The organism is Bradyrhizobium ingae, assembly GCF_055791185.1.
In genome coordinates this window covers 1-22,870 of sequence record NZ_JBVUBB010000066.1, presented here as the reverse complement: position 1 = coordinate 22,870, position 22,870 = coordinate 1, and the positions used below count along the sequence as shown (strand labels likewise).

20 protein-coding genes and 1 pseudogene are annotated in these 22,870 nt (G+C 59.6%); 16 read left to right on the top strand and 5 right to left on the bottom strand.

Features of this window, described 5'->3' with window-relative positions:
- The first annotated feature begins 340 nt into the window (after window positions 1-340).
- From ACV1FX_RS40470 to ACV1FX_RS40460, 3 genes are read left to right on the top strand one after another with little or no spacing between them, the layout of a single operon-like run.
- Complete coding sequence (locus tag ACV1FX_RS40470; RefSeq protein WP_473123063.1) at window positions 341-1,501, top strand: Tm-1-like ATP-binding domain-containing protein; 1,161 nt, start codon at window positions 341-343, stop codon at window positions 1,499-1,501.
- A gap of 5 nt (window positions 1,502-1,506) precedes the next feature.
- Window positions 1,507-2,337 (top strand): phosphoenolpyruvate hydrolase family protein, encoded by an 831-nt coding sequence (locus ACV1FX_RS40465; RefSeq protein WP_473123062.1) that lies wholly within the window; start codon window positions 1,507-1,509, stop codon window positions 2,335-2,337.
- 32 nt (window positions 2,338-2,369) lie between these two features.
- Complete coding sequence (locus ACV1FX_RS40460; RefSeq protein WP_473123061.1) at window positions 2,370-4,145, top strand: FAD-dependent oxidoreductase; 1,776 nt, start codon at window positions 2,370-2,372, stop codon at window positions 4,143-4,145.
- Window positions 4,146-4,454: 309 nt separating this feature from the next.
- Here the strand turns inward: ACV1FX_RS40460 and ACV1FX_RS40455 are convergent, their stop codons facing one another.
- Window positions 4,455-5,177: an LrgB family protein gene (locus ACV1FX_RS40455; protein ID WP_473123060.1), complete on the bottom strand. Its 723-nt coding sequence runs from the start codon at window positions 5,175-5,177 to the stop codon at window positions 4,455-4,457.
- An 8-nt stretch (window positions 5,178-5,185) separates the two neighbouring features.
- Window positions 5,186-5,557 carry a CidA/LrgA family protein gene (locus tag ACV1FX_RS40450; protein WP_473123059.1) on the bottom strand — a complete coding sequence of 124 codons (372 nt, stop codon included), beginning with the start codon at window positions 5,555-5,557 and terminating at the stop codon, window positions 5,186-5,188.
- Window positions 5,558-7,208: 1,651 nt separating this feature from the next.
- Between ACV1FX_RS40450 and ACV1FX_RS40445 the strand changes: the two genes are divergently transcribed.
- From ACV1FX_RS40445 to ACV1FX_RS40405, 9 genes are all read left to right on the top strand, one after another.
- On the top strand, window positions 7,209-8,561 hold the full coding sequence (locus tag ACV1FX_RS40445; protein WP_473123058.1) for a coproporphyrinogen-III oxidase family protein: 1,353 nt from the start codon (window positions 7,209-7,211) through the stop codon (window positions 8,559-8,561).
- Between the two features lie 7 nt (window positions 8,562-8,568).
- Complete coding sequence (locus ACV1FX_RS40440; protein ID WP_473123057.1) at window positions 8,569-9,522, top strand: class I SAM-dependent methyltransferase; 954 nt, start codon at window positions 8,569-8,571, stop codon at window positions 9,520-9,522.
- 345 nt (window positions 9,523-9,867) lie between these two features.
- Complete coding sequence (locus tag ACV1FX_RS40435) at window positions 9,868-10,221, top strand: hypothetical protein (protein WP_254108441.1); 354 nt, start codon at window positions 9,868-9,870, stop codon at window positions 10,219-10,221.
- A gap of 232 nt (window positions 10,222-10,453) precedes the next feature.
- Window positions 10,454-11,314 (top strand): xanthine dehydrogenase, encoded by an 861-nt coding sequence (locus tag ACV1FX_RS40430; protein WP_473123056.1) that lies wholly within the window; start codon window positions 10,454-10,456, stop codon window positions 11,312-11,314.
- A 175-nt stretch (window positions 11,315-11,489) separates the two neighbouring features.
- Window positions 11,490-12,236: a sulfite exporter TauE/SafE family protein gene (locus ACV1FX_RS40425; protein WP_473123055.1), complete on the top strand. Its 747-nt coding sequence runs from the start codon at window positions 11,490-11,492 to the stop codon at window positions 12,234-12,236.
- Entirely contained in the window at window positions 12,233-12,607 is a 375-nt protein-coding gene (locus tag ACV1FX_RS40420; RefSeq protein ID WP_473123064.1) for a hypothetical protein, read from the top strand. The genes ACV1FX_RS40425 and ACV1FX_RS40420 overlap by 4 nt, the downstream gene beginning before the upstream one ends.
- A gap of 115 nt (window positions 12,608-12,722) precedes the next feature.
- The gene (locus tag ACV1FX_RS40415; protein WP_473123054.1) at window positions 12,723-13,037 is read left to right on the top strand and encodes a co-chaperone GroES; all 315 of its coding nucleotides are present in this window, start codon (window positions 12,723-12,725) and stop codon (window positions 13,035-13,037) included.
- Window positions 13,038-13,128: 91 nt separating this feature from the next.
- Window positions 13,129-14,778 (top strand): chaperonin GroEL, encoded by a 1,650-nt coding sequence (groL, locus tag ACV1FX_RS40410; RefSeq protein WP_473123053.1) that lies wholly within the window; start codon window positions 13,129-13,131, stop codon window positions 14,776-14,778.
- Between the two features lie 231 nt (window positions 14,779-15,009).
- Window positions 15,010-15,177, top strand: a complete 168-nt coding sequence (locus ACV1FX_RS40405) for a hypothetical protein (RefSeq protein ID WP_473123052.1) — start codon at window positions 15,010-15,012, stop codon at window positions 15,175-15,177.
- 66 nt (window positions 15,178-15,243) lie between these two features.
- On the opposite strand, the gene ACV1FX_RS40400 is transcribed toward ACV1FX_RS40405, so the two are convergent.
- A complete protein-coding gene (locus ACV1FX_RS40400; RefSeq protein WP_473123051.1) occupies window positions 15,244-17,016 on the bottom strand; it encodes a sigma 54-interacting transcriptional regulator in 1,773 nt (590 codons plus the stop codon).
- Between the two features lie 389 nt (window positions 17,017-17,405).
- Between ACV1FX_RS40400 and ACV1FX_RS40395 the strand changes: the two genes are divergently transcribed.
- From ACV1FX_RS40395 to ACV1FX_RS40380, 4 genes and pseudogenes are all read left to right on the top strand, one after another.
- Window positions 17,406-18,881 carry a benzaldehyde dehydrogenase gene (locus tag ACV1FX_RS40395; RefSeq protein WP_473123050.1) on the top strand — a complete coding sequence of 492 codons (1,476 nt, stop codon included), beginning with the start codon at window positions 17,406-17,408 and terminating at the stop codon, window positions 18,879-18,881.
- A gap of 83 nt (window positions 18,882-18,964) precedes the next feature.
- Window positions 18,965-20,065 carry an NAD(P)-dependent alcohol dehydrogenase gene (locus ACV1FX_RS40390; RefSeq protein ID WP_473123049.1) on the top strand — a complete coding sequence of 367 codons (1,101 nt, stop codon included), beginning with the start codon at window positions 18,965-18,967 and terminating at the stop codon, window positions 20,063-20,065.
- 115 nt (window positions 20,066-20,180) lie between these two features.
- The gene (locus ACV1FX_RS40385; protein ID WP_473123048.1) at window positions 20,181-21,071 is read left to right on the top strand and encodes an alpha/beta hydrolase; all 891 of its coding nucleotides are present in this window, start codon (window positions 20,181-20,183) and stop codon (window positions 21,069-21,071) included.
- A gap of 89 nt (window positions 21,072-21,160) precedes the next feature.
- Window positions 21,161-21,311 (top strand): annotated as a pseudogene (locus ACV1FX_RS40380) (tyrosine-type recombinase/integrase); the annotation flags it as partial.
- A 42-nt stretch (window positions 21,312-21,353) separates the two neighbouring features.
- On the opposite strand, the gene ACV1FX_RS40375 reads toward ACV1FX_RS40380, so the two are convergent.
- Together ACV1FX_RS40375 and ACV1FX_RS40370 are read right to left on the bottom strand one after the other, a co-directional pair.
- On the bottom strand, window positions 21,354-21,596 hold the full coding sequence (locus ACV1FX_RS40375; protein ID WP_473123047.1) for a hypothetical protein: 243 nt from the start codon (window positions 21,594-21,596) through the stop codon (window positions 21,354-21,356).
- 120 nt (window positions 21,597-21,716) lie between these two features.
- The gene (locus ACV1FX_RS40370) at window positions 21,717-21,956 is read right to left on the bottom strand and encodes a hypothetical protein (RefSeq protein WP_084801654.1); all 240 of its coding nucleotides are present in this window, start codon (window positions 21,954-21,956) and stop codon (window positions 21,717-21,719) included.
- Window positions 21,957-22,870: the final 914 nt, after the last annotated feature.

Below are 22,870 nucleotides of genomic sequence, written 5' to 3'. Positions count from 1 at the left end.
AACTCCCATACGGGCCCGCGACACATGACCGGTCGCATCAGAGGCCGGACAGATGTCAGCACCCGACTACGCGCAGCGCCTCACGAAAGATTCTACTTGCACTTACGGGGGCGTCCACAGATGGGAGTAGCTGACGGATTGTCAGGGAGCACTTTCACCTCATCTACCCAATCTTACCCAATTGCGCCCTTCCCCAATCTTAATCCCAGCTTCGGGCCGGTCTAAGACGGCTTGGTTTTTAGAATGATCTGGGAGGAAGATCGTGTCGCACCATTGCACGGACGACCAGAGGTCGGTCCGGGATGGTAGCCCGTCCGAGCTTGCGGGCGCGGTCGCGATCGTGGCGACGCTGGATACCAAAGGCCGCGAAGCCTCTTACCTCGCAGATATCATCGAGGCGCGCGGCCGCAAGGTCGTCCTGATCGACGTCGGCACCACCTCCGGGGAGGCTGCTGGGACGAATCAACCCGATGGTAACGGCGCTCGTGTCGCCTCTCCCGCCGATCTCTTGAAGGAGATAGCTGCAACAACACGAGCAAGGGTACGTGACCTCCTGGCAGCAGGCACGATCGGCGCAATTGTCGGAGTTGCCGGCGGCAAGGGGAGCGCGGTCTTCGGCGAGATCGTGTCTGATTTGCCTTATGGCTTCCCCAAGCTGCTCGTGAGCAGCGCAAGGCCAGCCCTACTCGCTGAATTGGCTGTCCATAACGACATCATCCTCTATCCGACACTCGTCGATCTCTTCGGGATCAACGCCTTTACCGAACGAGTATTGCAGAATGCAGGCAGGGCCATTGCGGCCATGCGCTATGCACCCACGAGGCATGGTCGGAAAAAGAAGATCGTTGCGATCACGGCCTTCGGCGTGACGACGCCTGCGGCAAGTCAATGCGTGGCGGGCCTTGCAGAGGCTGGCGTAGATGCGATTGTCTTTCCTGCCAATGGGGCGGGCGGCCGCAAAATGGAGGAGTTGATCGCAGCTGACGAATTCGACGCTGTGATCGATCTGACCACAACCGAGCTGGCGGACGAAATTGTTGGAGGCACCGCGAGTGCCGGTCCGGATCGGCTCAAGGCAGCCTCGCGCCAATTAATCCCGCAAGTGATCGCGCCTGGTGCGGTCGATATGGTCAATTTTGGTCCGCCATCAAGCGTTCCTGATCAATTTCGCGGCCGCCAGCTTTACTCCCACACACCCTATACGACGCTCATGCGCACGACTTCGTCCGAGAATGCGAGCATCGGCCGGCTCACGGCTGAGCGGCTGACGCGGGCAACGGGGCCTGCAATCGTCCTTTGGCCAGCGAAGGGCGTTTCAGATTATGACCGCGAGGGTAGCATTTTTCGCAATCCCGACGCTGATAGCGCTTGGCTCGAAGCGGTCAAGGACAACCTCGCGCCTAGCATTACGGTTCGCGAACTGAACTGCCACATCAACGATCCCGAATTCGCCGAGACTGCCACGACGTGGATCCTCAAACAGTTGGGGCAAGGAGGCTGATTGCGATGCGCATGTTTGAGCGAAGCGAAATCCTATCCAGGATCCGCCAACAGGTCGATGAAGGAAAAGCGGTTCTTGCTGCCGGGAGCAGCTGCGGCCTAGTTGCAAAATGTGCTGTCCTGGGAGGGGCCGACATGTTGGTGGTCTACAGCACCGGGCTGTCGCGTCTCATGGGGCTTCCCACGAGCCGGATCGGCGATTCGAACGCGCGCACCCTCGATCTTGCAGCAGAAATCCGCAACGTCGTTTCTTCTGTACCTGTCATAGGCGGCGTCGAAGCGTGGGACCCTCTTCGGCTCGATCTTGATGCCTTGCTGGACAAGTTCTGGGCGGCCGGCTTTTCCGGCGTGATCAACTATCCGACTATCTCAACAATGGGCGAAAAATGGCGTGACCGCCGCGGCCGCGTCGGACTCGGATTCGAGCGCGAGTTCGAAATGATCGCAACTGCCCGCAAGAAGAACATCTTCTCGCTCGCCTACGTCGCAAGCCCGGAAGACGCCAAAGCGATGGCCAGCGCGGGAGCCGACTGTATCGTCCCGCATGTCGGCGCAACCCGTGGCGGGCTCGTGGGTCATGAAGAAGGCCAGTCAATCCAAGAGGCGATCAGGCGCATCGACGACATCAATGTGGCAGCGAGAAGCATCCGATCGGACGTCGTGCTCCTTTGCCATGGGGGGGCAATCGCAGAGCCGCAGGATACGGTCGAGGTCTATCGATCGACGCAGTGCGTCGGCTTCGTTGGCGCATCCTCCATCGAAAGAATCCCAATTGAGCGGGCAGTGAAGGCGGCGGCAGAGGAATTCAAGGCCATCGCGCTTTCGCGAAATCACTGACGTTGATCGGCAAATCTTGGAGCGAGGCAGGAATGGACAAGTCGACCCATCAAGCGGGCGAGCATAAGACAGTGGCATTCCCTCGAGGGAGTAAGCCTGATCATTGGCAAACCGATGTCCTCGTGATCGGTAGCGGTGCAGCCGGACTGTCGGCCGCGCTCTATGCGGCAAGGGCCGGACTGCGCGTTCTGGTGTGCGAAAAATCTCCGCGACTTGGCGGGACGACAGCCCTGTCGAACGGGATGATCTGGGTTCCTTGTTCACCCCAGGCGCGGTCCGCGAACATTGATGACTCGCTTGCGAAAGCCAGGACGTACCTGGAGCATGAACTTGGCAGCTACTATCGGGCAGACTTCGTTGAGGCCTATCTTGAGGACGGCCCGACAGCGCTTGCAGCACTTGAGAACGGGACAGAAGTCAAGTTTATGCTGGCGTCTGCGCCCGACTATCATTCGAGCCAGGTCGGCGGAGTTGACAAGGGTCGTGCACTGAGCCCGGCCCCCTATGATGGACGGCTTCTCGGCGCCGACTTCGATCTCATTGGCGACCCTATTCGTGTTGTACTCGGGGGAATGATGATTTCCTCCGGAGAGGTGAGAAGCTTCTTAAACCCGCTTCAGTCTTTTGCTTCCCTTAAGCATGTCCTGCGTCGGGTCAGCCGCTACGCGCGGGATCGGCTGAGTTACAGGCGTGGCACTGAGCTCAGCGGAGGCAACGCCTTGATTGCGCGGTTACTCGTGAGCCTGCGCAAGTATGCCGTAGAAATCTGGCCAGCGTCGCCTCTTATCGAACTCATCAAGGAGGAAGGGCGCGTCGCGGGGGCAGTCGTCAAGTTGAACGATTCTGACGTTCGCGTGCGCGCTTCGCACGGGGTCATCCTCGCAACGGGCGGCTTTGCTCGTAACGCGCGCTTAAGAGCGGAGCTTAGCGGCCCCCATCAGCATAGTGATACGCTGGCCCATCCCGACGTCGCCGGCGACGGCATCGCCGTTGCGGCCAGGCTCGGAGCCGCGATTGACAATGACGTCGCCTCCGCCGGCTTCTGGACTCCAGTGTCGATCCTGAAGAGCGGCAGCCGCTCGCAGGTCGTCCCGTACGGCTGGCTAGACCGAGGCCGCCCCGGTGTCCTCGCGGTGGGGCCAAATGCCAAACGTTTTGTCAACGAATCCAATTCGTACCATGATATTTGCCTCGCAATGTTCAAGAACGGATATCCGGCAGACAAGCGGTTCTACTTCATCTGCGACCTGGACTTCGTTCGCCTGAGAGGCATGGGACATTTGCTGCCCTGGCCTTGGACGTTAAGCATCGGGAAATATGCGCGGCTCGACTACATCAAGGTCGGCCGGACGATTCAGGAGCTCGCGAAGCAGTTGGGATTAGACGCCGCGGAGCTTCAAAAGACGATCGAGGAACACAACACACACGCGGCCACAGGGCTCGATCCTCTCTTTAAACGTGGTGAATCAGCTTTCAATCGCACGCTGGGCGATCCGGCCGTGGGAACGAAGAATCCAAATCTTGGATCGATCAGAAATGGTCCGTTTGTTGCGCTGCCGATCGTTACAGCTACCCTCGGCACAGCAACCGGATTGGCAACCGATACTTACGGTGGGGTTTTGGACGGAAACGGCCGGCCGATCCCGGGTCTGTATGCTTGCGGCAACGACATGACCTCGCCAATGCGTGGAATCTATCCCGGGGCAGGCATCACGATCGGCCCAGCCATCGTGTTCGCATACCGCGCCGTCAACAGCATCCTGCTATCGGCTCATGAGGGGAAAAAGACCGCCGCTTCCGGAGCTTGATAGTCAGGTTCGCCGTGTGGCGAGGGGCAGGAAAGGATGCGGGCCAGACAGCATCGGCCAGCACCTGGAGGAGTCACGATGCGTGGTTCGCGTCATGCCAAGATCGTCGCAACATTTGGTCCAGCAACCGCCGCCCCCCAGAAAGGATCCGTGCTCTCCATCTTGCGGGCGCAGATACCTTCCGGCTGAACTTCAGTCGTTTGCCGACCGCGCACCCAATTGGGATCAGATCCGCTGGCAGACCGGCTCGTCTGCTTTCTCCCTAGACTTGAGCCGCTGTTGGAGAAATCCAGCAGCGGCTTTTTTTCTTCATTGGATCAGCGTAGTCGCGGCGAGCGGTACCAAGAACGACGTCACAAGGGCATTCAGGCTCATGCCGAGGCTTGAAAAGACACCGGCGATCTCATCCATATGAAAAGCGCGCGCCGTACCGATACCATGCGCCGCAACGCCTGCGGCGAGACCTCGCGCGCGAAAATCGGTTATCCCGACGAAGTTCATCAACGGCGTCACGATAATGGCGCCTATGATACCCGTGAGAATGACCGCCACGGCTGTTAGGGACGGATCCGCATGCAACATTTCGCTGATTCCCATCGCAACGCCGGCTGTGACCGATTTCGGCGCCAGGGACAGGATCACGTCGCGTGGTAAGCCCGCGGCCTCAGCAAGTAGCACGACAGATGTGACCGCCGTGAGCGAGCCCGCAATCAGAGCGACCAACATCGGAACGACCGCCGCAATAACCAGCGCGCGATTCTCATAGAGTGGCACCGCAAGCGCAACCGTTGCAGGCCCGAGCAAGAAGTGCACGAACTGAGCTCCGGCGAAGTACGTCGTATAGGAAGTGCCCGTTGCAAGCAAGAATGAGCCGATAATCCACATCGCGTGTAGGACGGGGTTAGCGAGTGGATGACGGTGCTTTGCCAGCGATACGGCATCCGTGATCGCATAGACCAGCAGCGTGACCGTCAGCCAGAGTAACGGAGATTGTGCGAGATAGACCCAGAGTGAGAAGGGAGTCTCTTTCATTACGCCTCCTATTGCCTCATAAGCCGACTGACAAGCCTGAACGTCAGCGCGGTCGCGAGCAAGGTGGCGGTTACCGAGAGCATAAGAATTGTGATGAGCGCGATACCATGGGTAGCGAGCACATCGAGCTTCTGCACGAGGCCAACACCGGCAGGAACAAAGAGGAGCGACAGATGGGTCAGAAGTACCTTGCTGACTTTCTCGACGCCCTCGTTTCGGAAAGGGCCGCGAGCGATCACCACGAAGCGGTCCCGGGCAAGCAGCATGATCAGCAAGAGCACAAGCCCGAGCACAGGGCCGGGCAGCGGTAGAGCCAAGCCCCGCACAATGACCTCACCGACGAGTTGGCAGACAAGGAGGACGGCGAGACCTGCGATCATGGAAGAGTTTCGTTGCGACTGACCGCATCAAGGCGATCCGATAGAGACTTGTCAATCGCCACGATCCAAAGCACGTGTATTTCGTCGCGAGCACGCGTCAACGCCTGGCAGAGTTATGCGACCGGAGCGTACTGGCAAGAATCTCGGCTTGGACATCGTTACGATCGCGCTCGATGAGGACATGCCGCATGGCGGCTCAGCGACCGACTATCGGAGCGATTTTTGCGATGATGGTCGGAGATCGGTTGCTCGACTCGCGCCAGTCGCTCCAGCCGGGATCGATGCGTGACACCGACCACATCTGAAATGTGCTCCAACCATCGACGTGGATCATTCCGTCGTAGGATACGAGGAGGGCCCCACTTCATCCCGAGAAAGCTGAAGAGCATTACGCGCGTCGGTTCCAAACAAGCGAACGAGCAAGTGAGCCGGAAAAACTGCAGTGAGCGAATCTGCACTTGCGAGACCACGCCAGAGGGGGAACCCGCAGGACAATCTTTCAAGTCCGGTGCTGCCGTTTCGCGCTGGCCGGCTTGTACCCGTTTTGGTCACGTGTATCAAAAATGAATACACACGCGAGTTTCACGGCCTGTTCTGCGCCTTGGGCCAGGTTTAGAGAGATTGATGGCAGGACGTGTGCACTTCGGCCCGGTGGGCCCCTTCAGCGTGCCTCTCGCCGATGGTGATGAGTGAGTTCTTGGCCTTGCCTTGAACTCAACAACCCGAGCTTGGGGTGGATTGCTTGCATGTCGCGGTCTTCGGCTCGCCGTGCCAAGATGCGGACCGATAAACGTCGTTCATACGGCGGGTACGTCGGCGATCGGTGAAGCCGGTGAGGGCCACCTCCATAAATCTGTTCAGCAAATGAAGCAAACATGACGACGGTGAGAGGTCAGTCGGGTCCCGAGCCCGACAGCGGCGGTGGACCGACGCCGAGGAGCTTCGGATCATCGAAGAGAGCTTGGCGCCGGCGGCTGTCGAAGTTGCGCGCCAACATGAAGCGTTGACCCTAATCTGCTTCCCGTTTGGCGGCGGCAGGCGCGCGGGGAGTGTTTGGCCTCGCCGACCACCTCCGGCGGGACGACAAGGTCCCGTTGCCTCAGTCTTCGCGGTTCGACCAGCAAGCACTGACAGCGCCTTCCAGGACGGGGCGCGATCGAGATTGGGTTCGCGGCCGGGGCCCGGATGCGGATCATGGTCGGTTGAGGCGCCGACGCCGATGGCCGCCGCACGATTTCCGTTGCCCCCATGTGTTCGCCGCCCCGAAAACTGGACTTTAGAAATCTGCTTGGGTTCGTCAGATAACGCCCTACTGCCGCGCCGAAATAGGCGTTCATGACCATTGTCGAATTCATCTTGCAACGACCTTGGACCGCTGCACGATCGGTGCCGCTCTCACGAGGTATCTTGCCCCCTGTTGTCGGATCGTCACTTCCAAGACACTGTGATGTTCGGACAACGAGCGGTGCACGTCCTCGCGGCTAAGTCATTGATTAAAATGGAGAACGAGCTTCTCTGGGCGCTTCCAGCGCGGTTGGCACGACTCTTGAGTTCCTCTCATTGCGCGCCGGCACGAGCGGCCGCGCGATCCTAGTGGTTAGGCCAGGCGTCCATGACGCTCAGGTCATGCACGGCGACTGAGGGACAGGTCATGGACCGTCTGGAATTTCTTCGGACGAAGATAGAGAAAAAGGAGCTTCCAACCTATGTCTATGGCTATCCTTCGAAGCGATCGTATCGGGTTTTCCCGCAACCACTCCGCATAAATGATGTTGTTGAGCAGGCTAGTCGCTCAAAGCAAATAAACATCTATATCCATATTCCGTTTTGTCGCTACCGCTGCACCTATTGCACGCTCTTTCTTACAACGCGCAATAGACAGGCGACCCAAGGGGCTTACGTTGCCCGATTGGTGGATCACATCGCTCGATATGGAGAATACTTCGGAGATCGAGAAGTTGTCAGTATCTATTTCGGCGGCGGCACTCCGACGCTGCTAACACAGCATCAATTCGGCGAGCTCTTCGCCGCCCTCGACGTTGCATTTCCAAAACGAGGCCGCCGATGCGAGATTACGGTGGAGGCCGCGCCGGACTCTTTCAACAACAACCTTCTGGATTGCTTGAAGGCACTTGGCGTCAATAGAATGAGCATGGGCATCCAAAGCATGGAGCCTGGCGAACTTGCGAACTGCGGAAGACCATATTCGGTCGAGATTGCAAAAGCTGCAATCGAAGCTGTCATCAAGCGCTTTTCTCACGTCAACCTTGATCTGATTTACGGCCTGCGTGGTCAAAGCCGCGACTCCTGGAACTTTTCGCTTGGCCGCGTGCTCGACTATGAGCCGCGGACAGTTTCCCTTTATCCCGTTGTCGTTCGTCCGATGACGAACATCCTTGCGTCGAAAGCGAACAATCCTGAATTATTTTTCTCTGAAGCGGAAAAGTATGAAGTCTACGATCAGAACGCTGCTTTGATGGAATCTAAAAGCTACCGCCAGGAATCCTTCACACGTTTCACCAGGATCACTGGCGACCCTGCCTATCGGCAGGAGGTGTCGGACTTCGAGGGAACGCCCCTGCTAGGATTGGGAGCTGGCGCCAGAAGCTATTTCGGCCAATATCACTATAGCACGGGCTATGCCGTGGACCGGAGCGCGACTTCGCGGATTATCAAGGCCTTCTCGGATCGTCCGTTCGATCCCGAGGCAATAGCATCACACGGAATTAGGCTGGCTCCGGACGAGCTTGTGCGTCGTTACGTCCTGCTCGGCCTCACCTTGTCAGCCTTAAGCAGAAAAAATTACGCTGCATTATTCGGACGGGTGCTGGCAGTGGACTTTGGCGAAGAACTGAAGGCGCTCGAGTCTTTGCGCCTCCTCAATTTGGCAGATGGTGATGTTTATCAACTTACTCATAAAGGGTTCAAGTATTCGAGCATTATGGCCCGAATGTTCTATTCCAACACGATGATTACCCTTGAGGAGCAATATCAGGCAGTGTGAGGGCAGTATGGAAGAGGAGGCGAGACATTCACCGTTTTGGTGGGATGCGGGCTACGCCGACCACAACGTTTCATGTATGGGTGGTCCTAGCCCGGAAATCTTCGAGATCGCGCCAGCACTCCGTGCGGAAAGCGTGGTTGTCGAGCTTGGCTGCGGCGAGGGGCGCAACGCGCTCTATTTGGCTCAGTTCGGTCATCAGGTCATCGCGACCGATATATCTGAAGCCGCTATCTCCAAGCTGAATCGGCTCGCAAACCATCTTGCCGTGAAGCTAACAAGCGGTGTGGCTGCTGTTGAAGATTTCCAGCCCCCTCCTTACCTCGACGTCTTTATAGCGCATTCGGTCTTGCATTTCACGGAACGGACCGTCTGGAAACCACTCGTCACAGCCCTGGTTGATCGAACGCGGCCTGGAGGATTTCATTGCTTCACCAACACGCTCGATCAACCAGACCATCCTATCCCCAAGGAGGGGTTGGCAGCTGGCCACAAAAAGTCGTTCGCACGTGGAGAGCTGGAGGCCATCTATACAGAAGCCGGCTGGGAGATCTTACGGTCCGATCATTACATTAAATGGGACTCGCATCCTGGCATCCCAATTCATTCGCACTGCATCGAGAAAGTTGTGGTTCGTAGGCCCACCGGATCTGAAGGTCTCCCGCGAATGAGAGCTGAGCCCATCAAGGCAGCCGGGATGATTCCTACCGAACAGTTCGATAGGTTGGAACTGGGCACACCGCGCGATGCCATCATTGAAATGTTCGGCTCGCCGTCAGCCAGCCATGGCGTGGCGACTAACCGCAAGACAGTCGGAGGCAACAATCAAGGGGCCATAGCCGACGGCTACTTGCGCGAGGATATGATCTTTGGCGATCACGGTCTTCAGTTCGTTAACGGAACGCTCACAGGCAAATATCGATATTTCACGCCCCCGATGCGGTTGAGCATTCGAGAGGTGTAAACTTCGACAAACGTTCTCAATAGGGTCTTGGCTGCAGAGCCACGTCGTGGGTCTGCTCTTATTCGTTCCTGGCGGAGTTTCCGACGTGCCATCATGGGCGAAGCCCATGCACAAGAATATCCAGGCCGCGACTGAAATATCCTCCAGGGCCTTCGCGGCGAAGTGCAGGGGCTGGGCAGACCTCGCATCTTGCAGTAGCGCCAGCCTTGCTTAGGCACGCTGCTTGCTTCGTTCAAGGAAGCATTGCCGAAACTCCCCGGCGATGTAGGGGCGGGCCGGCGCATCACATCGAGGCGTCGGGGCGTCGGGCCGCTCCGCTTCTGAAGCCCATCAATAGGAGGATATATGAAAGCCCACGTTCGGGCAGCGGCGGCTGCGGTTGCGTTGGCCCACACGTTGGGGCGCGCAATCGTGCGCGTGCACGAATACGAAGCTTCCGTATCTTCCAGGATCAGCGTGTCTGTACGAGAGGGAATAGTCAGTGGTTATGACTACGGCAGGCATTGCTACGTAACCGGTGCCTTACCGAACCTGTACCACCATGGTGAACGGTCGCATTTGATGCTCAAACCGAAGAGCTCCGGTGTCTACGGCGGCTTCGATCACGATACGTCATCCTACTTCTCCGTGAAAGTCACAGGCGGTGAAGCCTGCGTCTACGACTACAATGAAGACCTGTACTTCGCATACAGCGTCTGACCATACATCCAGAGCGGGCGCTCGCCCTCGCTCGACGCTGCGATTGCGGTGTCGTTCCACCGATTTGACCGAAACCAACTCACCTTGTCGCATCCGCAACATTGCCGGGGACATTTATTCGAACGCGGCTTCGCCGTCACCAGCAGGACGAACCAGTTTGCTTGAATATTTGAACCCTCATCCGCGATTGGCGCGAGGTTTGCTAGGGATCCTAGCAACGCGAACCTCGCCCATGAAAGTCACTGCTAAGGCCCATCATCCGGGCGCGCCAAGGCTCTTCGCATTGGTGCTCGGCACGAACGAAATCGCTTCTGCCATCGCCACGAAACTCACCGAGGCGACGTTTGCCGTGGTGATGAGACACGATGCGTTTCCACCGGTGATCCGCCGCCGCATGGCATTTCATGACTCGCTGTTCGGCGAGCTATGCGAAGTTGAGGGCGTCGTGGGCAAACGGGCCGATACGCTTGCGGAAATCACGTGGATTCACGCCGACCCGAACAGCGTGGCAGTGACCGAAATGCACTTCTTCGACATTATTGCCTTGCGTTCGCTATCCGTGATCGTCGATGCACGCATGCAGAAGCGTCGAACACCTCGCGACCTCCGCGGCTTCGCACCGGTAACGGTCGGCATCGGGCCCGGATTCGAGGTGGGCGTCAACTGCGACATCGCCATCGAGACCCATCCAATCCAGACCGCTACAATTGTCTCCCGAGGTGTCACCAAGCTGGCAGACGGTCGAGCCCGCGAGCTCGGCGGCGCGGGACGCGAGCGCTTCGTGTATTCGCACCGCGATGGCATCTGGCGCTCAGGTGTCGATATCGGTACGCCATTATCCAAGGGCCTGCTGGTGGGCTGTCTTAGCGGCAAGCCGGTCCTGGCGCCCATTGGAGGAGTGCTCCGCGGCGTTGCTCGGGACGGCGCGCGCGTGCCGGAAGGCGTAAAATTGCTGGAGGTCGATCCACGCGGACGCCAGTCCTGTTGGACCGGCATGGATGAGCGAGGGCGAGCCATTGGATGCAACGCCGTCGCAGCCATCGAGAAACTCATCTCGCCCCGACCGGGTGATCGTCCACATCTTCGTCGATAGTTAAAGAGAAAGATTGTTGCCGGCGCGCTCTTTGGTCTGAACTGCTCGGGTGTAGACCACGGACACCTCCAGGAAGCGGTGCGTTAGCAACCAATCGTTCAACGCATTCGCAAATCCATCTGGACTACGGAAGCTTCTCATCGCCGCTGCTCAGAACACTGAATTGCCGATTGCAATGCTGACATTCTTCTTCGCTATCATCTCCCTTCTTTACGCGACTGTTGGGCAGGCGGGTGGTACCGCGTTTCTTGCCCTCATGGCCTTTGCATCGTTTCCATCAACTCAGATGCGACCGACAGCGTTGTTGCTCAACATCGTTGCCGCCACGTATTCGACATGGCTGTTCAATCGCGGTGGTTTTATTGATTGGAAGAGGTTGAAGCTTTTTCTAACCGCCTCGGTGCCAACTGCGCTGATTGGAGGATTCACAATCCTATCTCCCCATCTCTATGATGCTATCACCGGTGTGGTCCTGCTCTTCGCGGCTGCGATCTTGTTGATCGGGCGAACCAGGAGAGCGGTCCCTGATGGTGAGACGCCGTCGTGGGGCGCAATTACGACAGGAGCCGGCATCGGCCTCGTCTCGGGGCTTACTGGCGTCGGGGGCGGCGTTTTCCTCGCGCCTGTCCTTATCGCCATGCGTTGGGCTTCACCCAAAGAGACAGCAGCTTTGTCTGCCCCTTTTATATGGGTGAACTCCGCAGTTGGCTTGGTCGGCGCGATTTACGCTGGACAGCTGCCTTCACCGCAGACGTGGCTATACGCACTGGGAGCCGTCACAGGGGCGATGATAGGGACCACGATCGGTCTTCGTTGGCTGTCGGAAACGACAACGCGCTACCTAATTGCTCTTATACTTGTAGCCGCGGGGATCCTGCTTATGGTCCTTGCAACGACACAACACCATGAGGTCGGGTCTTGATCTTGCTCGCCAAGGAATGTCTGCTCCTGATGCGGGAGAAGAATTTAGGATCTTGGCGGCCTGCGTTCCGCCGGTCGCTCTCCACTCGCAGGGCACACCGGCGCGACCGTAATCTCGCGCCAAAGCAGGCGATGACGCTTATCGCTGATGCCCGAGTGAACGAATGTGGCTTCATCGGTGACGCCCTGACCACGAACAACATCGTCCATGAGGCGCATACCTGCTCGGGATCGCCGCTCGGCCATCGAGCTGGTGGCGGACGTCCGGTTCCGTCCAATCTTGATGACCACGGCGGCGATGGTCACGGCCTCTTACCGTTAGCGAACTGGCAGATCGGGCGACGAAGTATCCAACTTTTTTTCTACTCCTAACTCTTGCTCCCAAGGAAAACCGTCCTATTTCAACCTCGCCTGTGCTGGCACTCGCGGGCCTCGATTGCTAGCAATTTGGAAATCGTCAACTTGTACAAAGGCTTAGGAGAGCTGCATGAGTTTCCGTCCGCTTCACGATCGCGTCGTGGTCAAGCGCATTGATGCAGAAGAGAAGACTGCTGGTGGCATCATCATTCCAGACACAGCCAAGGAAAAACCCTCGCAGGGTCAAATCATCGCCGTTGGCCCGGGCGGCCGCGATGAGAGCGGCAAGCTGATCCCCATCGACGTCCAGGTCGGCGACCGCGTGCTGTTCGGCAAATGGTCGGGCACCGAGGTCAAGATCGACGGCCTGGAGCTGTTGATCATGAAGGAAAGCGACATCTTGGGCGTTCTCTCCCACGTGTCTTCCAACACTAAGGCCGCCTAGTTCAACCGCTCGCACCGCTCACCCCTGAGGAGCGCCTGCCGGGCGCCTCGCCAAGGGTGAGATGAGACCAAGACAACTCAGGGAAACCAATATGTCAGCCAAAGAAGTCAAATTCGGCGTCGATGCTCGCGACCGCATGCTCCGCGGTGTCGACATACTCCACAATGCGGTGAAAGTTACGCTCGGCCCGAAGGGCCGCAACGTCGTCCTCGACAAGTCGTTCGGCGCTCCCCGCATCACCAAGGACGGCGTCACCGTTGCCAAGGAGATCGAGCTCGACGACAAGTTCGAGAACATGGGCGCCCAAATGGTGCGCGAAGTCGCCTCCAAGTCCGCTGACGCGGCTGGCGACGGCACCACCACCGCGACCGTGCTGGCGGCTGCGATCGTCCGTGAAGGCGGCAAGGCGGTTGCCGCCGGCATGAACCCGATGGACCTCAAGCGCGGTATCGACATGGCTGTGGAAGCCGTGGTCGCCGACCTCGTCAAGAACTCCAAGAAGGTCACCTCGAACGAGGAGATCGCCCAGGTCGGCACCATCTCGGCCAATGGCGATGTGGAGATCGGCAAGTTCATCTCCGACGCCATGAAGAAGGTCGGCAACGAGGGTGTCATCACCGTTGAGGAAGCCAAGTCGCTCGAGACCGAGCTTGACGTCGTCGAGGGCATGCAGTTCGACCGCGGCTACATCTCGCCCTACTTCGTCACCAACGCCGACAAGATGCGCGTTGAGATGGACGACGCCTACATCCTCATCAACGAGAAGAAGCTCTCCTCGCTGAACGAGCTGCTGCCGCTGCTCGAGGCAGTTGTGCAGAGCGGCAAGCCGCTGGTCATCGTCGCCGAAGACGTCGAGGGCGAGGCGCTCGCTACCCTCGTCGTCAACCGTCTGCGCGGCGGCCTGAAGGTCGCGGCCGTCAAGGCTCCGGGCTTCGGCGACCGCCGCAAGGCCATGCTCCAGGACATCGCGATCCTGACCGGCGGCCAGGCGATCTCGGAAGATCTCGGCATCAAGCTCGAGAACGTCACGCTCAACATGCTCGGCCGCGCCAAGAAGGTGATGATCGACAAGGAGAACACCACGATCGTTAGCGGCGCCGGCAAGAAGGCCGACATCGAAGCTCGCGTGGCCCAGATCAAGGCGCAGATCGAGGAGACCACCTCGGACTACGACCGTGAGAAGCTCCAGGAGCGTCTCGCCAAGCTCGCGGGCGGCGTTGCGGTGATCCGCGTCGGCGGCGCGACCGAGGTTGAGGTGAAGGAGCGCAAGGATCGCGTTGATGACGCGATGCATGCGACCCGCGCCGCGGTCGAGGAGGGCATTGTCCCGGGCGGCGGCGTCGCCCTGCTCCGTGCCACCGAAGCGCTCAAGGGGCTGCGCACCAAGAACGACGACCAGAAGACCGGCGTCGAGATCGTGCGCAAGGCGCTGTCCTGGCCGGCTCGCCAGATCGCGATCAACGCCGGTGAAGACGGCTCGGTGATCGTCGGCAAGATCCTCGAGAAGGATCAGTACGCCTACGGCTTCGACTCGCAGACCGGCGAGTACGGCAACCTCGTCACCAAGGGCATCATCGACCCGACCAAGGTCGTGCGAACTGCAGTCCAGAACGCCTCCTCCGTGGCGGCGCTGCTGATCACCACCGAGGCCATGGTCGCCGAGTTGCCGAAGAAGGCCGCTGCCGGCCCCGCCATGCCCCCTGGCGGCGGGATGGGCGGCATGGGGGGCATGGACTTCTGATCCAGCCGCGTCACGCCGAATCACGAAATGCGAAAACCCCGGCAGCAATTGCCGGGGTTTTCTAATTGGGGCGCACTCACATGCGTCGCTTTGGCCTGATGGGCGCTTTGTTGATCGGCAGCCCCTGGTTTGGAGCTGGAAACCCCAATATCTAGATCCAGGCTGGCCGCGCGCTGTCACAGCGATAGCTTCCCCGCGGGGCACACCTGGCACAAATGCTGGGAAGGAATCGTGACAGAGCTGGCCAACCTGCTGACACTCACTGATGCGGTGATTCGCAACGCCACGCTGACGCTCAGCAAGGCGCAACATCATCTCCACGGCGTCAAGCTGCCCGACCCCGCTCTGCGCATGCGGGCCACCGGACTTGGGTTTACCTCTTCACCAAGCCGGGGGTGAGGGGGACCCAGCGCAATGCGGCTCACCAGACGTCGCCGGCAAACCTGGGAGGAGAATGACCTGTGGCTATGGTCTTAGGCCAAGACGGCGAAGTCTATAGTCGAGTTTTGGTCTGCTAATCTTCAAAAGGCGCGCGGCGGCCGACACATTGCCGTCCGTCTGGGCCAGTGCCGAGCGATAGGCCGCGACCTCCATCTCTGCAAACGACTCGCCCGGCAATGATTCACCTCTGCTGACCGAGACGGTGCTCTTGTCTTCAATTAACGGTGCGCGTCCGAGCCGCCCTTCGCTTGTGAGCTGGATTGAGAATGGCGGGAGCAGCTCCGAGCCGCTGAACAGATGACCGATATCTATGGTGCCGCCCTCATCTGCATAGACGACACCGCGCTCTATCAGGTTCTGCAGCTCGCGTATATTGCCGGGATAATCATATTTGAGCAGTGCGTCGGTGGCACGACGGCTGAAGCCCATCAGGTGCCGGTCGTGCCGCGCGCAATAGATGCCGAGGAAATGCGCCATCAATAGTGGGATGTCGTCGCGCCGCTCCCGCAGTGGCGGGATAGCAATCGGGAATACGCAGAGCCGGAAATAGAGATCTTGCCGGAAACGGCCGGCCGCGACCTCGACGGTCAGATCGACGTTGGATGCCGCCACCACACGGACGTCGAGCGAGATGGTTTTCGTGCCACCGACGCGTTCGACCTTGCGTTCCTGAAGTGCCCGCAGCACTTTGCCCTGCGCTGAATAGGTCAGTGACGCGATCTCGTCGAGAAACAACGTGCCGCCGGAGGCGCGTTCGAAATAGCCCGCGCGCGAGGCGATGGCGCCGGTGTAGGCGCCTTTCTCCACGCCGAAAAGTTCGGATTCGACGAGCTGCTCGGGAATCGCCGCGCAGTTGATCGCGACGAAAGGAGCTGTGCTGCGACGGCTCATGGCGTGCAATTGGCTGGCGAACAGCTCCTTGCCGACGCCGGATTCGCCGACGAACAGCACGGTGGCGCCGGTCGAGGCGACGCGCTCGAGCTGGCGGCGGGTGCGGACGAACGCAGTCGAAACGCCGACCGCGACGTTATTGTCGTCGCGTGCGGGGGCCGGGCTTTCACCCGCCGCAACCGGAGCGTTGACGGCGGTGTGCAACGACCGGCTCTTCCATTCCAGTCCGAAATAGTTGCGCTCAGGGGCATCGGCGCCCCAGGCGTCCGCATGCTGACCAACGATGATGCAGCGGGGCGCTCCCATGCCGGCGCATTCGATCTCGCGGAAGATTACCGGACTGCCGAAAAGCTTGGTGGTGTAGCCGGATGGATAGCCCACCTGCATCCAGCAAACTGGCTCGGTCGCAAGGCCGTAGCTCGCGACATGTTCGGCCGCTTCAGATGAATCGTCCCAATAAAACTCGCCGAAATAAATGCCCTTGTTGCGGTCGAACTCGAAATGCCGCGTGGTGACCTTGACGAAACCCTCCAGCGTGTGAACGCGCGGTCCTGCGGCGAGCGCGTGGGTGAGGTCCTCATTAGGAAAGCGCTTTTGAATTAAGGCCGCATCCCGTGTGCCCTGCATATAGCCAACACGCATGAACAGCGCCTTGGCGGTTTCGAGGCCGAATGCGTCGATGATCTCCGTACGCAGGCGGCCGAGCACCTGCGACTGCATCAGCACCATGCGCTGGTCATTAAGCCAGATGCGCCCGTCGCCGAGCGCGAAATGCAGCGACTCAGCGAGATCGTTGAACGTCGGAGCAGCGCCGGTGTCGAGCTCGCTGCTGGCGCCGCGTGTGAGAATGCGGGCGGCGCGGCGGGACGCTTCCGCCAGTGAAATCCGGGAGTCATGCTCCGCCATCTGCGCGTTAATCTTTCATGAAATAGTGAAGTAGCTGTTGGGATTTCATTATTTCAGGAAAATCGGACGATGGAAGGCCTATGTCGCCGGACATGCAAATATATTTCAATGTTCGCATAAGCGTCTGTTATAGCTTTGTTATTTTCATAAACCGAAGGTCGTCCTGGGGGGCAGGTGTGAGCTGGCACCGGTCTTGCTACTTGCTGAACCGTTCGCGGGAGGAAGCGAAGCAAGAAGACCGACCTACGGTCTCGACCATGTGTGCGGCACGCGCCACGGCCGCGCGCGTGCAACAACCGTCTTGCCCTCTTTCTCCCCAGCACGGCAAGCCGCGGTCGCAACGACCGCACAGTTAATCGATCCGCACGAGGCGGAGGGAGAATATTTCGATGAACATGCAGGCTCGCGATTTCATTGCCGTCGAGCGTTGGCGCGGCAAGGCGTTTCTCGGCGAATGGTGCGCAACTGACGGCGGCGTGATGGAGATCAGCGAGCCGGCGACGCGTGCCGTGCTCGGTTCGGTCGGCATCGCCGATCCGAAAGACATCGCCAAGGCCGCACGCGAGGCGCGCCAGGCCCAGCCCGCATGGGCTTTGAGGCCGCCGCAGGAGCGTGCAGCTATCCTCAACAAGGCGGCCGATCTGCTTGAACAGAATGGCGAGGAGCTAATCGGTTGGATTATGCGCGAGAGCGGTTCAATCCAGCCCAAGGCTGCGATCGAGATTGAGCACGGAGCGGCCTTCGTGCGCCATGCAGCGGCGATCGCGATCGAGCCCAACGGGATTATTCTGACATCGATGGAGCCGGGGCGGTCGAACACCGCGAAGCGCGTGCCCCATGGGGTTGTCGGCGTGATCTCGCCGTTCAACTTCCCCCTGGTGCTCTCCATACGGGCGATTGCCGCGGCGCTCGCGGTTGGCAACGCCGTGGTGCACAAGCCCGATCCCCGCACCGCGGTGTCCGGCGGCATCATCATCGCCCGCATTTTCGAGGACGCAGGCCTGTCCAAGGGCGTGCTGCAAGTGGTGCCGGGCGGCGCGGCAGCGGGTGAGGCGATGTGCGCTGATCCCAACATTGCAATGATCTCCTTCACCGGCTCGGCGGAAGGCGGCAGCAAGGTGGGTGAGGTCGCCGGCCGCCATCTCAAGAAGGTGCAGCTCGAGCTCGGCGGCAAGAATTCGCTGATCGTGCTCGACGATGCGAATATCGATGTCGCAGCGTCCAACGCCGCCTGGGGCGCGTTCCTACATCAAGGGCAGATCTGCATGTCGACCGGTCTCGTGCTCGCCCATGCGAGCATCGCCGAGGCGTTGGCGACCAAGGTCGCCGAGAAGGCGCAGCATCTGCCCGCGGGTGATCCGTCGTCCGGTCAGGTCGCGCTTGGCCCTATCATCAGTGACTCGCAGGTGACGAAGATTCAGGCGATCGTCGACGATGCGGTTGCGAAGGGCGCGCGGCTGCTTGCCGGCGGCGGTCACGACGCCCGCTATTACCAGGCAACCGTCCTGGCCGACGTGAAGCCCGGTATGCGCGCGTTCGAGGAGGAGATCTTTGGCCCAGTTGCATGCCTCGTCAGCTTCGCCACCGACGATGAGGCAGTCGAGCTTGCCAACCGCTCCGAGTATGGCCTCGCCGCGGGCGTGATCTCCGGCTCGGTCGCGCGGGCGCGAGCTGTCGGCGATCGCCTCGCGGTGGGCCAGCTCCACATCAACGACCAGACCGTCAACGGCGGGCCGTTTGCGCCGTTCGGTGGGCGTGGCCGTTCCGGCAACGGCAGTCGCATCGGCGGTCCGGCGATCTGGGAAGAGTTCACGCAGTGGGTCTGGACCTCCGAGAAGCCGGAGGCGACGCCCTATCCCTTCTGATGCGTTTCGCACATTGCACTGCTTCCGGCGCCTTTCGCGCCGGAAGCCTTCCGTCTTGCAACGACTGACCTCTGGAGACCAAGATGAAGATCCGTGCCGCCGTCGCCCGCGAAAAGGGCGCACCGCTGAAGCTTGAAACCATCGACCTCGAAGCACCGCGTCCTGACGAGATTCTCGTCAAGGTGCAGGCCACGGGTGTCTGTCATACCGACCTCGTCGTCCGCGACGGCATGCTGCCAACGCCGCTGCCGGTCGTGCTTGGGCACGAAGGCGCTGGCGTCGTCGAGGCGGTCGGGGCTGCCGTCACCAAGGTGAAGCCCGGCGATCACGTGGTGATGACGTTCAATTCCTGCGGTGCGTGTCCGAGCTGCCAGGACAACGCGATCAGCTACTGTCATGAATTCTTCCCGCGTAACTTCTTCGCCGCGCGTGCGGACGGAACAAGCGCGCTGTCGGCGGACGGCGCGCGGATCAACGGCAACTTCTTCGGTCAATCGTCGTTCGCGACTCACGCGATTTGCCACGAGGTCAATGTGGTGAAGGTTGCATCCGACGTCCCGCTCGAGCTACTTGGACCGCTCGCCTGTGGCGTGCAGACTGGCGCTGGTGCGGTGATGAACGCGCTGAAGGTCTCTGCCGGAAAATCCTTCGGGGTGTTCGGATCGGGCTCGGTCGGGCTCTCCGCGCTGATGGCAGCGCACGTGGTCGGCGCCACCACGATCATCGCGGTCGATACCAATCCGGCAAGGCTCGAAATCGCGAAATCTCTGGGCGCGACGCATGTAATCGATCCGCGCCAGACTAATGCGGCCGAAGAGATCATGCGGATCACCGGCACCGGCCTGAACTTCGCGCTCGATACCACGGGCCTGCCTGTGGTGATCCGCAACGCCGTGGAGAGCCTTGGCCCACGTGGCGCCTGCGGCATTCTCGGCGCGTCTGGGCCCGATGCGGAAATCGTGCTCAACGAGACGCATTTCATGAGCGCCGGCCGTCGTCTGATCGGCATCGTCGAGGGCGACTCCAATCCTGACGTCTTCATTCCGGTGCTGATTGATCTGTACCGGAGCGGACGCTTCCCGTTCGAGAAGCTCATCAAGTTCTACACGCTCGATGAAATCAACGCTGCAATCCACGATTCCGAGACCGGCACCGTGATCAAACCGATCGTGCGGATGAACTGAACGCAGGTCATTCGTAGCGGGCGAGGGGCGGATTTGGCCGGCATTTCGTCCATCCTAGACTAGATGGCAACCGACCGGTCAACCGGCACGCCGTTCACTGTCCAATGGAGAAAGCATGTCCAAACAGCAACTCGCAGCGATTTTGCAGATGAGCGCGCAATTCCCGCCGCCGGCCGACGGTAGTCCGGCGGACATGCGCGCGTGGTTCGAGGCGATCAACGCACAGACGCCGATCTCTGACGGCGCCGTGATCGAGCGGGTATCGTCAGGTCCCGTCGGCGGCGACTTGATCCGCTATCCCAATTCGGACGGCGGGCGCCTGATCATCTATTTCCACGGCGGCGGTTTCTTCTTCGGCTCGTCGCGCTCGCACCGAGTCGTCGCCGCCAATCTCGCGCGCGCAGCCGGCTGCAGCGTTCTCGCCGCGGACTACCGGCTCGCGCCGGAACACCCGGGGCCTGCCGCGCATGATGATGCACTCTCCGTCTACAAATGGGCGTTGGAGCAGGGCTTCGCGCCATCGGCGATCTGCCTTTCGGGCGACTCTGCGGGCGGCAACCTCACCATATCGACGGCGATGCGTTCTCGCGACGAGGGGCTGCCCAATCCGGGTGCGCTCGTGGTGATGTCACCGGCGCTCGACTTCACCGGCGAGAGCGAGTCGTTCCGCACCATCGCCGACACCCCGCTGCTTACCCCGCAATTGATGGAGCTTTTTAAGCACGCCTATTTCGGCGCCCAGGTGCCGACATCGCCCTATCTCGCGCCGTTGAATGGCGACCTGTCGAAGCTGCCCCCGACCTTGATCCATGTCGGATCATGGGAGCTGCTGCGCGACGATAGTGTGCAACTCGTTGATCGGCTGCATCAGGCGGGTGTTTCCGCCGAGCTGAAGATCTGGGACGGCATGTGCCACTCCTGGCAGCTATTTGCGCCGATGCTTGATGAAGGGATGGCTTCGATCGAAGAAGCAGCAGCCTTCGCGCGCGAGCGCCTGTCGCATTGATCCCTCAAGGTGTTCACTGCAGTTCGCACCGCGGAGCATCTGCCTCAAATCGCAACTTGAACCGGATGGGCCGTATCGGTGGATCCGCCTCACCGAAGACCGGTGGGCCAGATGTCGGGCTTCACCAAGATGGTCAACCGCTTGGTCAAGGAAGCGGGTGTTGCCAAGTTCACCATGCATGACTTAAGGCGCAGCTTGCGCACCATCATGTCACGCTGCGGTTCCGTTTCGTGGGTTCAGTCCAGGAACGTCGATTTGCTTCAATCGACGATAGAGTACTTCCTAATGTTTACCGAAATCTCGAGCCTTTCGCATGTAATAGCCCTGCTTCTGAACCGCTAATCTGATCTCATGACTGACGCCGATCACCCTTGTCTTCTTTTTTCGCCACTTCGCCAGTGCATCCGTGACAGGCAGCGGAGCTCCCTGGGGAATAACCAGCAGATCATGTTTATCGTTTAGGTATACATCGAACATGTCCGGCCTTTGGGCTGAAATCTTGGCTGCGCGAACAAGCGCGTTCATTGGACTTTTCGCTCAACTTGCCAACGACCACGTGTCCCGAGCGATCGAATGCGACAGGATTCAGTTGCTATACGCTCGTAAACGCAAAAGTCCGACTTTCGCCGGACTTCGCTTGTGACACTATTTTGGCTTATGGTCAGCGTAGACAATCAGACGCCACCGGATCGATCCTTGCGAGGGGGTGTGTGCGTGATGTCCTTGCGGCGGCAATACGTGATCTGCTGCAATGCCGATCTCGCGATGACAGCCCATGCACCGGTAAATTCCGGCATGGCGAGCTGCGGCTCCTGGCCCGTAATCCTGATCAAAAGCTTCGCTGGAAGATTGTTGCAGATAGTTCGCGTCTTTGTAAGTAGCCATTTCACTTCTCTTGACCGACTAATCTATGGACCAAATGGAAATTCGTTTTCGGCGAGCAAACTCCGTACGAAGCGAACGATCCTGCCGGCATCCACCGCGAAGACTGCTTAAATTGCTTCTCCACGGTGCGTGTCGTGTGGTTGCTGCCAACAACGCGCGCCCCCCGTCCACAGGAACGGCGACTTTAGTCCTATGATTGGGATCGCATCGTGCGTTTTTCGGCCATCCTCTGCAGCATTTATGCGCCACCCCATGTTCGATTGCTCAGACGTTGAAGCTCCTGGACATTCGCGTGCTCGGAAGACAACGGCGGGCAAGCGATTGCCGCGACCCTGCCACAGGTCGTGAGAGCGGGACCGGCGTCCCGACTTCACCGGGTCAAGGGGGTCTATGATCCTCGATTCCGTCCACCCCCGTCCCAGTATCACCCAAAAGGGCGCATCGAGTGCGCTGTCATGTTTCTTGCTGAACGCAATAGATGAGAAGGCGCTCGCATCCTGTACGCGGCGGGTGTTGACGCCGTGTTGTATCCGCCGCAAACGTTACATTCCGGAAAATGGCTTGTGCTATATCGGGCCGCGGATTGATGACCCGCCCAAGCTTATTGCACCTGGAGGAAACACCCGTGGCCAGCTCCAGCTGTGTAAAACGACCACAGTCTTTGTGACCAGCGGTTGTTCTATAGCCTTTTCTTCCCGGGTTACTAGTATTGGGACTTTCGGGGCAACCAATTCGGAGCTCCAACAACACATAACTCGGAATTATGCGTTAGATTGCACAAAAGTGAATTGGACGAAGCCGCTCCGCGGCAGAACACTCGGCAAGAGTGGCCCATCGTCGGATGAAGGAATGCGGCTGAAGCAACTGTAACTGCTTTGGCGTGCCCTGGTGAGACGTAATTTGCAGCGTTCATA